The sequence below is a fragment of the Succinimonas amylolytica DSM 2873 genome, assembly GCF_000378405.1.
Lineage (GTDB): Bacteria > Pseudomonadota > Gammaproteobacteria > Enterobacterales > Succinivibrionaceae > Succinimonas > Succinimonas amylolytica.
In genome coordinates this window covers 1143642-1159610 of record NZ_KB899636.1, presented here as the reverse complement: position 1 = coordinate 1159610, position 15969 = coordinate 1143642, and the positions used below count along the sequence as shown (strand labels likewise).

14 protein-coding genes are annotated in these 15969 nt (G+C 46.7%); 5 read left to right on the top strand and 9 right to left on the bottom strand.

Annotation, left to right across the window (positions count from 1 at the left end):
• Positions 1 to 70: 70 nt before the first annotated feature.
• Positions 71 to 307 (bottom strand): AraC family ligand binding domain-containing protein, encoded by a 237-nt coding sequence (locus F557_RS0105215; RefSeq protein WP_019001189.1) that lies wholly within the window; start codon positions 305 to 307, stop codon positions 71 to 73.
• A 139-nt stretch (positions 308 to 446) separates the two neighbouring features.
• Here F557_RS0105215 and F557_RS0105210 point away from each other — a divergent pair, with 139 nt between their 5' ends.
• The 3 genes from F557_RS0105210 to F557_RS0105195 all read left to right on the top strand — a co-directional run bounded on the left by F557_RS0105210 (position 447) and on the right by F557_RS0105195 (position 3327).
• Positions 447 to 2189, top strand: a complete 1743-nt coding sequence (locus tag F557_RS0105210; protein ID WP_019001188.1) for a glycoside hydrolase family 13 protein — start codon at positions 447 to 449, stop codon at positions 2187 to 2189.
• A 408-nt stretch (positions 2190 to 2597) separates the two neighbouring features.
• Entirely contained in the window at positions 2598 to 2777 is a 180-nt protein-coding gene (locus F557_RS22590; protein WP_169335162.1) for a hypothetical protein, read from the top strand.
• Complete coding sequence (locus tag F557_RS0105195; protein ID WP_019001185.1) at positions 2755 to 3327, top strand: hypothetical protein; 573 nt, start codon at positions 2755 to 2757, stop codon at positions 3325 to 3327. Before F557_RS22590 ends, F557_RS0105195 begins: the two co-directional genes overlap by 23 nt.
• A gap of 189 nt (positions 3328 to 3516) precedes the next feature.
• Here F557_RS0105195 and htpX read toward each other — a convergent pair whose 3' ends face one another.
• Together htpX and bioD are read right to left on the bottom strand one after the other, a co-directional pair.
• A complete protein-coding gene (gene htpX / locus F557_RS0105190) occupies positions 3517 to 4434 on the bottom strand; it encodes a protease HtpX (protein ID WP_019001184.1) in 918 nt (305 codons plus the stop codon).
• Positions 4435 to 4481: 47 nt separating this feature from the next.
• Positions 4482 to 5162 carry a dethiobiotin synthase gene (gene bioD, locus F557_RS0105185; protein WP_019001183.1) on the bottom strand — a complete coding sequence of 227 codons (681 nt, stop codon included), beginning with the start codon at positions 5160 to 5162 and terminating at the stop codon, positions 4482 to 4484.
• Between the two features lie 219 nt (positions 5163 to 5381).
• Between bioD and F557_RS0105180 the strand changes: the two genes are divergently transcribed.
• Both F557_RS0105180 and F557_RS23465 read left to right on the top strand, forming a co-directional pair.
• Positions 5382 to 6251: a hypothetical protein gene (locus tag F557_RS0105180; protein WP_019001182.1), complete on the top strand. Its 870-nt coding sequence runs from the start codon at positions 5382 to 5384 to the stop codon at positions 6249 to 6251.
• Between the two features lie 81 nt (positions 6252 to 6332).
• A complete protein-coding gene (locus F557_RS23465) occupies positions 6333 to 6467 on the top strand; it encodes a hypothetical protein (protein ID WP_019001181.1) in 135 nt (44 codons plus the stop codon).
• Positions 6468 to 6690: 223 nt separating this feature from the next.
• Here F557_RS23465 and F557_RS0105170 read toward each other — a convergent pair whose 3' ends face one another.
• The 6 genes from F557_RS0105170 to fliK all read right to left on the bottom strand — a co-directional run bounded on the left by F557_RS0105170 (position 6691) and on the right by fliK (position 15481).
• The gene (locus F557_RS0105170) at positions 6691 to 7953 is read right to left on the bottom strand and encodes a YdgA family protein (RefSeq protein WP_019001180.1); all 1263 of its coding nucleotides are present in this window, start codon (positions 7951 to 7953) and stop codon (positions 6691 to 6693) included.
• A 633-nt stretch (positions 7954 to 8586) separates the two neighbouring features.
• Complete coding sequence (locus F557_RS0105165; RefSeq protein WP_157617752.1) at positions 8587 to 9039, bottom strand: hypothetical protein; 453 nt, start codon at positions 9037 to 9039, stop codon at positions 8587 to 8589.
• Positions 9040 to 9089: 50 nt separating this feature from the next.
• Positions 9090 to 10220 (bottom strand): bifunctional chorismate mutase/prephenate dehydrogenase, encoded by a 1131-nt coding sequence (gene tyrA / locus F557_RS0105160; protein WP_019001178.1) that lies wholly within the window; start codon positions 10218 to 10220, stop codon positions 9090 to 9092.
• An 80-nt stretch (positions 10221 to 10300) separates the two neighbouring features.
• Positions 10301 to 11143: an MlaA family lipoprotein gene (locus F557_RS0105155; RefSeq protein ID WP_019001177.1), complete on the bottom strand. Its 843-nt coding sequence runs from the start codon at positions 11141 to 11143 to the stop codon at positions 10301 to 10303.
• 117 nt (positions 11144 to 11260) lie between these two features.
• The gene (locus tag F557_RS0105150) at positions 11261 to 11569 is read right to left on the bottom strand and encodes an EscU/YscU/HrcU family type III secretion system export apparatus switch protein (RefSeq protein ID WP_019001176.1); all 309 of its coding nucleotides are present in this window, start codon (positions 11567 to 11569) and stop codon (positions 11261 to 11263) included.
• An 18-nt stretch (positions 11570 to 11587) separates the two neighbouring features.
• Entirely contained in the window at positions 11588 to 15481 is a 3894-nt protein-coding gene (fliK, locus tag F557_RS0105145) for a flagellar hook-length control protein FliK (protein ID WP_019001175.1), read from the bottom strand.
• Positions 15482 to 15969 lie beyond the last annotated feature (488 nt).

Here is a 15969-nt window from a genome sequence, read left to right as displayed (position 1 = left end):
GAGCACCATAAAATTACGGCAATAAAAATCGCCCCAAACCCTTGGTACGACTGTGTTGTCGTAATTTTTTTTACTCTTTAGTTGCGGAACACAGGGCTATCAGAATATCACCCTCCTCAGCAACAAAATGACGACTGCATATAGAAAAATCCGCCCGGCCCTTTCTGATAACGGTAATTTCGATCTCGTCATGCCAATGCAAAGGAAAGCTGTTCATGTAAAGAGGGATCAGAGAACGATAAACAGAATAGGGAAAATTATCCTTTCCATGTTTTTTGCTTTCGTGCCTGAGCTTGTTTCCGTTCATTTCAGCCTCCCTTGCCGCAGCATCATCAATTCAGAATAATAGGATTGTGTTAGGCAGTAAATAGCATCATTAAATATTTGCCAGAAAAATTCCCGTAAACTGAAATCATCAATGATCTACAGTCTGGAGGTAACCTGATATGTCATATGACGGGATCAGACACAAATGCGGCTATAACGACTGCTACTGTCTTAACGATGACGAACTTAGAATCAACCTGCACGCCAATCGCAGTGTAACCAAGGCTGTGCTTATGTGCGAGGATCCTTATATTGGCGGCATTTCAGAAGCCTGGTCCTGGGACGGAAAGCCTGTGGCAATGTCGGTATCCTTGGAACTTAGCAATGAAATCATTTTTTCCGCGATTGTCAGCCCTGTCTACAAAAGACTTCAATATTACTTTCTCCTCACCTTTAATGACGGTACTGTTAAATGTCTTCTTGAGGACGGCCTTCACGATCCCTCATTTATAAAACGTCAGGATCTGGCCCGGAATTACTACAAATTTGGCTGGATGAATGACTCGGATATCATGAAGCCGCCTAGATGGGCTGCAGATACAATTTGGTATCAGATTTTTCCTGATCGCTTCTCCAGAGAATCTGACAACAGGGATGGCAAATTTGAGGACTGGAACAATATTTCCGTAAAAAATCACAAATGCCGTTATGGGGGAAATATCAAAGGAGTAATAAAACGGCTCCCGTATCTGGCTTCTCTGGGAATTACCGGCATTTACTTCACACCGATTTTTCTAAGCCGAACAAACCATCGTTACGACACTGCCGACTATGAACTTATAGACCCTGATTTCGGAACGAACGAAGAATTCGCTGATATGGTTCGACAGGCTCATAACCTGGGAATACGAATTATGATTGATGCCGTATTCAATCATTCCGGAAAAGATTTTTTCGCCTGGCAGGACGTGATCAAAAATGGCCAAAACTCCCCATATTTTAACTGGTACTACATCCACTCTCTTGATTTCACAAAACAGGGAAACACCATGGATGGACGCTACTATTCCTTTGCTTTTGTAGCGGAAATGCCTAAGCTTAACACCAATAATCCCGAAGTCAGGAATTACCTGACAAAGGTATGCAAAAAATGGCTTCAGGAGTTTGATATCGACGGAATCCGCTTCGATGTAGGGAACGAGATTTCCCACAGCTTTATCCGACATCTCTGTACCGAGCTCAAAAGGGAAAAACCGGATTTGTTCCTTCTCGGAGAAATCTGGACCGATGCCTCTTCCTACCTTGAAGGGGGGGAATATGATTCCGTTATGAATTATCCCTTTCTGCATGCCGTATCCAATTTCTTCGGAGACCACGTACTCACAAATGATGATTTCAGGCACATGATGAACTACTGCTATTCTCTGTACCGGGAACAGGTAAATGAAGTACTGTTCAATCTTCTGGACAGTCATGACGTTTCCAGGATTATGAGCAGAGCCAGATCATATGACGCCTTTATTCAGCAGGTGACCATTCTGATGACCATGCCCGGAACCCCATGCATCTACTACGGAACCGAAATTGCTCTCGAAGGCGCCGCCGACCCCGATAACCGGAGACCAATGCCCTGGAAAGATATCGAATCCGGAAAATTCCGAGAAATCTCTGCTGAAATCACACAACTGATTGCTGTAAGAAAAAAGCCTGCTTTTTCCAGCTCCGAAAGCCTTAACTGGGAAAACGCCTCTGAAGAAAGACTGCTTCATTACTCCCGGGGACGGTCCCGACAGTATCACGTTTGGATCAACGCCGGAACCGCAGATATCGCATTACCGCAGAAAGGAAAAGTTCTTTTCGAACACAAATATGATGAAGGCATTCTTAAAAAAGGCGGGGCAGTCATTCTGCATATACAGTGACAGCTTTTTCATAAATGATTATCACAGCTTGCTGAAAAATGCGGCTGTCCTTGAATGATAGCAATTCCGCGCTTCCCTCCTGACAGAACATCTTTCCTGAATACAGATCTGCATACATGGTAAAATACCAAAATCAGCAATCTTGCAGATTAACTCACGACTGGCCAGTCATGGCCCTGCAACAAGGTCGCTATCCCAAAAATCGGATACTTTCATAACTGCTACGAAGCAGGATTACATGATATTCAAATGAGCCGTATCGGCCTAAGCACTGAAAGCGGCAAAAACTTCAGAACCGTAACAGCAAATTTCCCGGATCGGGAAAGCACAATCCAGAACAGAATGAACACTGCATGCCGGCACGGGAATTGCCGGTATCAGGCAAAAAGGAACGGGGTGCCTCATCATATGAACAATATCTCAGCACAACTGGCAGAAATCATCGAAACAGAAGGACCGGATATACTGATAAACGAGCCATGGAAAGCATATCAGATGCTTCTTAACTTCGATACTGCCGATAAAAAAATGGCAGCAGCACTCCTTCATACCTTTCATTGCGGGAGTGCCGTCTTTCTTCACACATGACAGGAAGTACAAACATGAAGATATTTCCAAGGCTGTTCAGAAAGAATGCTGTCTTCGCAAAAACATAAGCGATAAAATCGCAGAAATATACCTTGCCCTGTACTCGCAAGAAAACATTGAGTTCTGGGATAGCAGCCAGCGCTGTGGTCTTAAATCTTTTATGGAACATAAATGGGATATTGAATGGTTCGGAGATGCCCAATGGGACAATGGACAAGGGTACGTGGACTGCGCATTTCACGCAACAATCACCATTGCTCCAATTAAAGGCAGAATAAATGAGCCTGAGCTGGAAAAAATGCTCAGCAAAAATGCGTTTTTGAGCGAAGAAATAATTTCCCAGTATTTCAAGGACAGTCTTTTAGAGTATCTTGACAAAAATTTTGAAAATTATTGCACCTACGATGATTATTACCCGCCTGTAGGAGAGGATTCTGAGGCAGAAGACTACACTGAAGACTGGTGCAAGGATCACGGGTTCGAACTCATTGCCTTCGAAGGAAAAGGCAGTACCGATGATTATGAGCCCAGACATCGCAAGTGGCACTGAACAGATTATCCCGTTGTTACAACATTTTACAAAATTCGTATAACACCAGATGCTGGTATTACATTGCAGCACAGAATTCACTAACACTTGCCACAGACAGCCGTCTTCAGAACTTCCAACTTTAATATAACAGTCTGTACACACAAAAAAGCAGGGGGTCACCCTGCTTCATTTAGCTTGCCGAAAAAATCAGTTTCTTCTTTCCTTCAGTACCTCGATTCTCTTCTGAAGAGAGGGATGACTCCTGGTCCAGTCCCCAAAAATCCCGGCCATTTCACGATCGCTGATGCACAGCATGCTTGTATTTTTATCATCAGTCGGCTCCTTTGGGGAATTATCTCCCGCCACAGTATGAGCTCTGTCCACCGCATATCCGGTTTTCAGAGTTTCCAGAGCCTTTATCATCGGTTCTGCTCCCAGAACTTCTGCGGACCCGGCATCAGCACGGAATTCCCGCCATCTTGAAAACGCCAGCACCACAAACTGCCCCGCGAACCCTACCGTCCAGAGAGTGAGCAGATGCACCAGCCTAAAAACCAGCACCTGTGCTCCCCGGACTCTGGCGGCCACCAGGCGTGCCACAATAAAGGCAATAAAGTAGACAAACGAACTTACCACCCCCTGTACCAGGGACATAGTAACCATATCACCATTCTCCACATGAGTTATCTCATGACCGAGAACCGCTTCCACCTCCTCCTTGGACATATTTTCGAGAAGTGCCGTGCTTACCGCTACCAAAGCATTGTTCTTATTCCATCCGGTGGCAAAGGCATTCATGTCTCTGGAATTGTAAATGCAGACCTCAGGCATACCGATTTTTTTCTTCTCGGCCAGAGAGGAAACCGTATCCACCAGCCACCTTTCTGTTGCATTGCGAGGTTCGGCAATAGGAGTAAGCCGATAGGTCTTCTTTATCAGATACTTTGACATAAACAGGCTGACCGCAGATCCTGCCATACCGTAAAGCAGAGACACCACCAGCACCGTACCCAGCTCGGCTTGCTCAAGCTGAACCCCCATCAGGGCAACCAGTATATGAAGCACAATAGCAACTACCAGCATTATGCCCAGAAGAGTCCCCGTATAGGCCAGAAATCTCATCATTGCAGAATTCTCCTTATATATTCTAGAAATTAACACCCTGACTGAAATTATAGTGAAAGAAACAGATCCAAATTAAGATCTGAACTCGCTTCTTTAATATTCGCCGATTTTTCATAGCGAACATCTCCCAAAAATGGCAGTCCCATCATCTCCTGCAGCGTTTCCAGATTCTCCTGATAATACGGCTGGAGCTCAGCGGAAACACTATGAGTAATAAAACCTCCCACCCGAAACCCCCGCCTCAGTACCGCCTCCCGGGTAAGAAGAGCGTGATTAAGGCATCCCAGCTTCATTCCCACCACAATTATGACCTGCATATCCCGCATTCCCGGCCAGTCCGGAAGCACTCTGTTCCCGCCAAGAGGAAGCAACCAGCCACCAGCTCCTTCAGTAATAAGATAATCCGGATTATCGGAGAGAGCTCTCTTAAGACCTAAGTCCAAATCTGCAAAGCAGATCTCCTTTCCGGTTTTTCTGGCCGCTATATGCGGTGCCACCGGTTCCCGGTAAATTAGTGCCGCAATCTCACTCTGCGGCACATGGAGTCCAACAGCTTCAAGATGCCTGGAAATATCCTGGTTAGAACCATTCGCCTCAAGTCCGGCCGCTATCGGCTTATAAGGTCTTACTGAATATCCTCTTTCACGCAGTGCAGCCTCCAAAGCGCAGGCACAGAAGGTCTTTCCGGCATCGGTATCGGTTCCGGTTATAAAAAACATTTTTGTCATTCTAAAAATCCTTGTATTTTCTGCCGTTCGGCATCCTGTTCTGTAATTGTTACAGTATCTGCCGGAAACTTTCATAATACATCTCAGCAATTCAGATCCAAACTTCAAAACACAATCAAAATCATAGTTTACGGTTTTTATAGCTCAAATCTGAGAACAATCAGCTATGATTACCGGTATTATGACACCATAAACAGTCGCAAGGATTAATGATTGGCTATGCTGGGACAGATCGTTCGCGGACCGTCATCTCACGGCAGAGACGGCGTAATTTACGGCTTTAACGGTAATATCTTCTATTTCACGGACGCCGATTTCCAAAAACTGGATTTTCATATCGGGGATGAAGTGGAATTTTCTGCCAACAATACTGCAGATCCTCACCAGCGCAGATTTTTCAGGACCTATGTAACTGTCAAGAGAATCACAGAATCCAAAAAAGCGGTAACTGCTGACAATATCACCGTCTACCGGGAAAAAACTCCCCGGGACATCAGAATTCTGAAAACTGTAAAAAGCTATCTGGCATACGGTGAAGCAGGAACACAGGAGGAGGCTCTCAGGCTTCTGGTCAAAACCGTCAAAAGCATCGGCGGAAATGCTGCCGTTATGACGAATCTCACTATCATTATAAGCAGAATCAGCCACAAACCGTTTTTCATTTACTCTGCTGTTCCGGTGCTCGCCTGTAAATCTGGAGATTCTGCCCGTCATACGGAAAATGAAAACAGGAGAGAATCCCTCGAAACAAAAAACTCTCCATCTGAATTTCCCAAAACTCCGGACGAAACTTATGACACCCTAGATCCTGAAAGCTTTTCCTTTAAGATCGAAAAGCATATGATCCGTAGCTTTTCTCCGAACCACGTTTTTTTATGGAACGCTAAAATAACAGTTCTGGTATCTCTGCTGGTAACAGTACCTTTTATCATTCAGGAATCCTACGAACTGCACTCCATGAAATGGCTGGCAGCTGCCATTGCCGTGCTTTCTCTGGGATCAGCAGTGCTGTTCTACCTGACTCCATGCTTCAATGTGGGCTATCTTCGCAAACAGAACACCAGATCGTGGAAACGGCACAAAGAATAACGCTTATTTGCAAGTTCGATTATCGCAGATCTGACAGCCGGAGCCTTTAATCATGGCAAATGCATACAGGAGGAGGTTTAAATGAAATTCATGATTCCGCTTTTGGTGATCATGTTCCTGGCAGGGAGTATCTACTCCAGCTACCGGATTATGAAAATGATGAATCGCAAGGATCCGGAAAAACCGACAGTTCGGGAATGGAATGATGAAGACTGACTGCCGAATAGTATTCTGCTAAAAAACAACGCTCACTAAACATCGTAGACACACCATATACCCGCTTGTAAGTTTTTCTGAAGGAACTATCTGCTCCCTTAAAACGGGATAAAAATAAAGGAACCCCACCGAAGCAAAGTTCCTTTGTGTTTCTGGTGGTAGCCACCTGAAATCAGACAGAAGGAGGCAGCTCTCGGGCATACCTCTCAGCCATCATTCATTCTTAAAAGATCTTCTTTCCGTTAACAGTAAGGCTTTGATTTTCAAGGGAAAGGTTTGAAACGTAGTTCTGTCCGTCCTGCTTCAAAAAGCCCATGGCAATTCCGCTACCCACTGCATCACCCAAACCGATGGCATCAGCGTAAGGCTTGGAGAAATTAAGGTTAAGAGCAGCCTTGGCATTCATAATATTGCTTACAGAAAAACTAGCACTGCCGTCAGCCTTAAAGCTGCCATCATTTCCGGACTGAGAAACAAGCTTGACCAGTTTTATATTAAGCGGAATCTTAGCCAGCGGGCTGTTCATCAGGTCGGCATCGCTGGTCTTGTCAGCAAATTCTCCCAAAGCCACATCCTTGTAGAAATCAATAAGACTGGCGAAATCACGATCATTGATATCTTCAACTCTGACATCAATACCAGTGTTATTCAGAGTAACACTGCCGCCAGCAATCTCATTGGGGAATGTCGCAACGGCAACAGAACCGGCAGTCTTGAAGGAAAATCCATTACTGTCAAAGTCAATATTCTGATCCAGTTCAAAATCCTTGAGCTCATACTTACCCTTGACATTGAAAAGCAAAGAGCCAATCCGGATATTATAAAGAGACGGATAGGACTGTACGGATTCAACATTAATCTTCACGTTTTCAATCTTAAGTTCGCCTTTAGAATCAGCACCAGCAGCACAGGACAGGCCTTCGATTACCACATTTCCTGAGGATTTTCCGGAACCTTTTCTGAAGCTCTTCACAATTTCCTCGCCGGTGGCATTCATATTCACATTCTGGTCAACAGTGCTCTCAAACTTCATCCCTGAAACATTGCAGCTGAAATCGTCGTTGGCAATCTTAAAGGGTTCAACAAATCCGTCGGAAGTGAACGCCTGCTTTGCTATTGAATAGCCCATATGCATTTCGGCCTTGGGGTATTCCTTAATGGAAAGATCCTCAAATACAGATTTAAAGCCAGAAGATTCATAGTCAGGAGTAATTACAGACTCGCCACCGGTAATGCCAAAGGTTGTCTCTGTCCGGAAAACAAAGTCTCCGGCCGGAGTGTTAACCGCCCAGGTGCCCTTTCTGGAAGCAAAGCTTTTCTCTGTTTCCTTGTACACCACAGGATAGCCCTTGGTGAAATTCTCCACATTCTGATCGTACATCTTATTGCCAAGCCATACTGCTGCAGGATAAGCAGCCACTGCTGCTGTTGCCAGCACCGCACCGCCCACGATGGCAAGCATTACCACTGGTGACTTTCCAGCCATACCCGTAAACTCCGTTTTTTTGATTGAAATTATAAAACTGCGGGAATTTTATCAAAGTCTCATTACTATCACAATATCAAACAGGTTCTGCACATAAACCGGTAACTTACAAAGAAAAACTGTTTTTAACCCGGAAAAAACTCAGCATCTCTACTCATTTTCTGCTCTAATAACATTTTTCATATCTTCACGATCCGCACCATTTGAAGAATACTGTTTGTTGTTTCGTTTCTCTATATAACACCAGCATAGAGCCACTTTAGGACATGGGACTTGGCAGGGAACACCAGGGAGCAGAAAACAGGCTGTCTGTGCCTGAATAAAAATTTTAAACCGAGTCATACGGAGATAAATAATTCATCTCAGAAATTGCGAAGTACACTACCTGGCGTAGGTAATATCATTTCTGAAGTGGAAGGAAACATAACCGGATATTGAACATATCTCTGAAATTAAGGAATGATCCCCTCCTGCAGAGGAAGAGCCATCAGGAGAAAGAATCAGGCTATCTCTTTAACAGCCCCTAGATCCTGATTACTTTACATGACACGCTGTCAAATTCTTATCATCAATACCAGAGAGAAATCTCTGCCGGGAAAATATCCCCGGATTCCGCTCCCTCCGGTCTCATGCTCAGTAATAATCGAACCAGTAATTTATCATATTCCGCACATCGTCATAGGTAATACCGAATCCCGGATAATTGTCACCGGATATGGTCACCGCAAGAACATAGTTCCAGTCATAATAGGGAATCAGGTGAAGGGTATAGGAAGTCCTGTTCATGTTGTACTGACAGTGAAAACGCGGACCGCCAATAGGGGTAACGTCCTTCATCTTCGTGCAGGATGATGATCTGTTCGCATAAGCCACAGCATTTACAATATCAGAAAAACTCTGATTACGCATGGAGTGAGCGGCCAGACGCACATAGACACGGCCGTTTTCCTTCTTATGGAATTCTATGGAGTTTCTATCCTGATGAGCCACATAAAATCCCCACGGCAGTGCATTTGCCGGAGCTGAAAACAAAACAGCTACTCCCCAGATAGCATAAACCCCAAGGGCCTTAAGATATTTTTTCATTTTATCCTTTCCTGTCTTCGGAAAAATCCCCAAAGTCTCACCGAAAAGCATTAAATCCCCTCAGGCACCTTGGCATCGTGCATTTTTGCAATAAGTCCACCGCATTCACGGAGAAACCTGTCGGCATATTCACCGAAATACTCCCGCCCCTCGCAGAACCGTTTTATGAACTCCTCACGATCAGAATTCTTAAGAAGATCAATCTGCTCCGCCACCACGGCAGCATAACGTTCAATAACCGAAATATTTTTGGCAGAGGACATAATGATGTCTGCGTACAGTCCGGGATCCTGGGCAAAAAGCCGCCCCACCATCATAAGCTCCATACGGTAAATAGGCGACGACAGCTTCAGCAATGTCGGAAAATGAGGATTCTCCTTTGCCAGAAAAACTCCGTATGAAAACGTGGTAAAATGCCTGAGCGCCTGAATATATCTCATGGCACCGTCATGTTCCGCAGCGGAAACCGGCAGCACATGAGCTCCCCAGAGCTCGAACTGCTTCCGGAGCCACTGACACCTGTCGTCATGCCGGCCTTCACTCCAGATAATAACCTGCTTTGCCATACTTGAAATATCGGGGCCGAACATGGGATGCAGCCCTACCACCGGCCCGCGGTGAATCCGTAGCATATGCTCCAGCGGCATGCTTTTAGTGGAAGTAAAATCCGCCAGAATGCAGTTATCATCCAAAAATGACAGCTTATCGATAACCTCAGCAGTTTTGTCGATAGGCACCGATACTACTACCAGACCTGCATCACGGAATATCTCTTCGGCTCGCGGCCAGTCCCGGTGTCCCATGGTTTCAACCTTATATCCGGAAGCCTCGAACAGCCTTGTAAAGATCCGGCCGATCCCTCCTCGTCCGCCGATAAGCACTATTTTTTTCAGATCCGGATTGAGACACTTGAATCCGGACTCCTCCGCCCCGTAAGACTCCCGGGTGAAGCGTCGGAGCACATCCTCGATAAGATCAGGGCTAATCCCGGCCTTTTCGGCCTCTGCCCGTCTTTTGGCAATCATACTCTTTTCCCGATCCGGGGCATAAATCGGCGTGCCAGTCAGGCTTTTTTCCCGGCCCACCTCCTTTACCAGCTCCAGTCTTTTTGCCAGAATCCGCACCAGCTCCTGATCTGTTTTGTCTATTTCCGCTCTTATCTCGTCAAGTCTGTCTGTCATGTTATTCCTGCCTGGCCTTACCATTCCACAATTTAAAACCGGGCCTTACAGCCCGGAGTGCTCTATTCCCTATTCCGGAATCATTCATCTATTTCCTCAAGATAATCATTAAGCTCCGCCGGAGTCATTTCAGAAACCTTTCCGGCCTCTGAAGATACTTCGGTCTTTCCGGTAACCAGATTCTCCTGATACATCAGATAGAAATCCCGTGTCTGAACATAGGGATCCAGGGAATTGGCAACAATATCATCCTGATCCAGCAGACGGGAACGTGAATCCACCCCGTTAAGGGCCCAGAATCCGACATCAGCCCACCACGGGAAATAGGTAAACGGAAAATACAAAGTGTCAATGGTATCGCCAATATAGCCCCTAAGAGATCCCACTCCCAGAATCGGAACCGTCAGGTAAGGCCCCTGATCCACACCCCATCTTCCCAGCACCGTGGACATGGTCATCCGTTTTCTTTCCAAACTGATATGCTTTGCCACGTCAAAACAGCCACAGAGACCCACAGTGGAATTTATCACAAAGCGTCCGACACTGATACCGCTGTCCGCAAATTCCCCCACCAGGGCATTATTAACAGTATTGTTAACCTCTCTGAGATTCTGATGAATGTTGTAAAAACAATTTCTTACCGCTTCAGGAACCCAGTCGCGGTAAGCCACAGACACCGGACGGAGGAAATGGCGATCCAGATAATCATAGTTAATCTTCCAGCCGATATTTCTGTTGGCGGTTTCATAAACATCAAGAGCGTCCCCGGGAAGATACTGATAGCCGTAAGTATAATCACGGGAAATTTTCACAGTATTACGGGGAGACATGATATTCACGGAAGAATGAGCTGCCTCAGCCTCATTGCATCCCAGTCCGGAAACCAAAATCACTGCTGCCAGTGCCGGTAACATTTTTTTCATAATACCCCCTGCTGATTTAACGCCTGTACCGCTCTGCAAACGCCACCGGATTATCGTCATAAAACCCACCTCAAGACTGCCCGAAAACGGTACCCGTCCATATAACAGCTTCGCCTGCTATCCCTTTATATTAACATGAGTCCCCTCGCTGTCCCGCCACATTTCAGGGGTTTTCCCCTGCAAATAGTAGGAATAGGCCAGGATCTCCGAAATGATAAGAAAAAGCGGCTTCGGAATCGAGTCTCCTTCCTTGAGATTTTCAAGATTTTTCAGAAGCACGGGATCCTTATGCACATAAATTCCCATCTCCTCCGCCATAGCGACAATATCGTCAGCTACTTTTCCCGTTCCCTTGGCGGCAACGCTGGGAGCCTTTCCAGACGACGCATCATACTTCAGAGCTATGGCTGATTTTTCCTGTTCCATATACCTGTTCCATAACTCCTAAATTTTAACTGATAATCCGTCAGTACCGCCTAGAACGGTACTGTCCCCACCGGATACCGGAGGATAAACTGTGCCAAGACGGGCTCCTATGGGAGCCGGAGTAAAGCCGCATTCCTGAAGACGTCTGTACAGCACATCAGAGGTTTCCCTGACTCTCTCCAGAGCTTCAAAACGTTCTGCAACCACATTTACTCTGATATCGGGTATTCTGATGCCAGTACGGATCTGTATCGGTCCCAGAGAAGGCAGATCGAAAAAGAAATTAAGCTGCCATTCCCGTTCCCCGTCTGGAAGATCCCTGTGGCTTATCATAATACCGCCTTCCCGGTAATCATCTCCGGACGGCGGAACCGGAATATAGGAAGGAATGCCCTCGGCATCATGATCTCTGCTTAATTCCTGAAGACGCTCCACCTGAATCAGAGTTTCGCGGAGAGCATTGTGAGACCATGTGGCACCACGCTGATCGCCGGAAAGAGCCCCCCTGATAAGATCTCTTATAGCCCTGCTTTTAACAAAACGGTCAATATCCTTGCCCATCTGACGAAATCGCATGGAAAGCAACAAAAGAGCCCACTGCTGCATGCCCTGAGCTCGGGGGCCTGAAGCCGTAAGCGGTGAACGCACAAATCCCAGCCATTCGGAAACAGCCCGCAAATCCCCGAGAGGATTCATCATAGCATCATGGATGGAGGAGGCCAGCTGTCTTATTTCCGGAGTCACCTGAGCGTCTGAGGAAATGTTGCTAAGGGAACGGATAAAATTCTCCATAGAAATGTTTTTAACATTATCCGGAAGCTCCATTTTAGCGACTTTTCCTGCATTGGAAGAACCAGAAACTTCACCGCTCTTTCCCCCCCTGGAAAAAAACCTGCTCATTCTGGCTATAAACCCGTTTTTTCTGCTGATTTTCTCCGGTTCTGTTACAGCAATTGTGGCAGTTCTATAATCGGGATTCCCGTTTTTTCCGCTCCGTAAGGCACCGGAATCACCTGCCAGCGCAAAATCCGGGGTGCTGTCAGAATCCCCGGAGACTCCATAATTGTCAGACTCAGTATACCCCGCATTATCCTTTTGCAACGGAATATCATCAGACTCAGATCCCATCCCCTGCTCTGCAAAAGCCTGCTCAATGGCTGTCATTTTTCTGACCGAAGTACCCGTTTCGGAACCAGATACCGGAGATACCCTGTTTGCATCGTCGGCCGCTCCTTCCGCAGATAGTCTTTCCTGAAACGGCCTCCGGTCTTCTGAGGCGGTTCTGCTGGAATTAATCTGCTTTTCGAGAATTTCCAAAGCCTGTCTGGCATTCGGCATTGCAGCGTCGCGACTCCGGACCATGCCATCGGAATCGGCATCCGGATCAGTGCCACGGTATTTTTCGGCATCCGCCATAATCTGCCGGAATTCATCTGCAAAACCGGAATCTCCAGATTCGTCATCCCCCGACACATTCGTTTCCCTGGAAATTACGGAAGCAGTTTCCTCAGAATTCTGCATCATGACAGAAATCGGCGCTGGTTCCCTACTCCCAGCATGTTCATTCTCCGTGTTTTCCGAAGACTGTGTATAACTGCTAAGAGTTTTGTCACGAATTATGGATTCCTCTCCGATAAGACTGCTTCCTGAGGTGCGGAAAACATTGGAAGAGCTACTGCTTTCAGCATGATCCCTATCACTCCCGGCTACGAAATCTGCCTTGCTGCTGTTCGGAACAGCTACGTCTGTATCAGTATTCCCCGGAGTCGCATTATCAGAGGAAATGTTTTCTGAAAATGCTTTAAGGACTGCAGCAGCTTCATTATGCGCAGAGGATTCTGCGGTAACCCTGGAAATTCCGGAATTATCCTTTGCGATTGTCCCGGAAATCTGAGGATTCTCATATGAAGTTTCGGCTGCCGGAAAAACGGCAGCGGAAGACACTGCCGAATTTTCCTCCTCAATGGGAATCCCATCTGAAGAAATATCAGGGATATTGTCCGGAGAAAAGCGAGATTCGGTTTGCGCTGGCTGCTCATCCGGAAAATCTGTTTCGGCTGCCACGGACGGCACGGACGAATCTTCTTCTCCCAAAGCAGACTCCAGAATGTCAGACACCGCCCTGAACTGATTTTGGCCGGCACTAAGGGAAAGCTCAGTTTCAGAAACATCTTCTCCGGTACCGTTAATTCCAGCGAAATCTCCAGCTGTCCGAGCCCCTGATTCTCCTACGAGTTCACTGCTGTCTCTATCTCCGCAATCATCAGGAACGGGATTATCTGACAGTATAGCCACTTCAGGATCTCCAGCCTCTCCTGAGGATATTACTGCCAGATTCGCAGTAACTGGCTGCTCCGCGGCAGCGTTATTCTGAATCGACGGTTCCGATATCGTCGCTCCATGTTTCATCTCGCTGTTCAACGGCATTTCCGGAAGATCTGCATCTGAAAAATTTTCCCCGGCCAATGAAATGTTCCGGAGCGGAAGATCTCCTGCAAAATCTGCATCGTCACCGATAAGCCGGGCGTCCTTGGCCAAAGCGGCAGCACTGGACAGGATCTGCGTAATCTTTTTTGCTTCCCCGGACTGTTCTTCAGGCTTTTTAAAGCGCTGTCCCCGATCAGAATCATCATTTTCCTCCCGGTTATAGCGTTCAAATTCTTTTCGCAGGTCAACACCGTCCGCGTCCTCTGAAACAGAACCGGAATCAATAGCCTGTACCAAAGACTGTGTCACGGCATCTCGGAGAATCTCCGAAGTCTTTCCTGAAGCCGCAGATGAAGCAACGTCTGATGAAGATGGCGAGCCGGTACTGTCAGAAGATGCGGATAATTTAACGGCCTCTGGCTCACCAGGTACCGGCTGAGTCCGAGCTTCGAGAGATCCGGTCTCCCATGACAGTTTCCCGGAAAGTTCGGCCACTTCCCTTGTGCGAGCCTCCTCCCTGGCGTTATCGGCATTAATCTGAGCTTCATTTTTAAGAACCGCGGAAGCCATCTCTCTTTTAAAGCTCTCTGCGGATGTCGCTTCACTTTCAGGCAGCAGATTCCCTTCCTTGGCGATTCTGGCAGCTCTCTGAATAAGACCTCTTACCCGTCTGACCATTTCCAGGCTCATATCATCGGCGATATCAGTGTCCTGATCCCGGCTCAAGGAAACAATGGCATCATCAGGAAGGGAAGCCACCGCCCGCTCAATAAAATTGGCCATGGCTATCTTTCTGTCGGAAGGAGACACCACCTGTACCCCCTCCCTGCCTAGAGTACTTATCACATCGGGCTGATTTTCTCTGATAAATTCAATGGTGGCATCCAGAAGCCTGGAAAGAATTTTGGATCCCTCGGGAGTAAGATCTCCGTCCGGAGCAAATATATGCTGGGTGGCAAGCTGTCTGGCTGTAGCCGGAGAAATATTGTCGGCTGTGGAATAGTTAACAATGATCTCACAGAGATAGCGCATAAGCGCTCTTCCAGGTTCGTTGCTTTCCTGAAATATTCTGGGAAGAGTACCGACGTAGCTCTTAAGCTCGTCAACAGCTTCAGAGGTTTTAACGAGATGAATTCTAGTGGTAAAAGCTTCGGCAACCTGCTCCTGAAGTTCTGAATCCCTGAGAATCATCTTGCTGGCCAGTTCCAAAAGCGGTTTTTCCCGGGGAACCGGATTGGCATTCTCCGCCCGCTCCGGATCACTGGCAAGAGTAGCAATGTGCCGCTGCAGAGTAGACTGAGCGGTCTGAAGCTCGTCAGGAAGCTTCCCCTGCTCTCGGGTCAGAGCACTGAGATAGGAATAGGCAGCACTGACATTGACGTTCAACTGCGGCCGGGCACTTTTGCTCCCGGCACTCTGATAAACAGTCCCCGCATCGCGAGGTTTCTCAGATCCTTTAACATAATCGAAATCTGTACTGCTCATCTTAAAATCACTGTTTACGCAAATGAAAACCTAATGACGTACTGTCGCGCCTGACGCATTTTTCCGTGAAAATGAAAAAATGAAGGCGTCACCGCCGGAGATTTATGCAGAGTGCAGCATCGCACTCCACCCGTTACAGGCCCTGATTATATATTAAATTGCGGAGAATACACGCTTTTAGCTACTATTATTGGTGCTGATTCTCATTATCTCCGTAACCGCACTTCAAAAAAGCAGCATTCCCAAAAACATCGTCGTGTCATCGTAGCACAGTTATCCTGCTGTTTTTCCACCCCCTATAACCTTCAGAACTCAGACTCCGAAAAATCACATAACTCTTGTAGGATATTTGCCATATATTTCCAGGACTATTTCGGAAAAATGAACTCCCCGGTGTAAGCATGAGTATCGCTGAAAGCATTGAACTTAAAGACTTCCGGGCATTCTCAGTTTCATATTGTGTAAGCCCCGGAAAATGCAGGACTTAC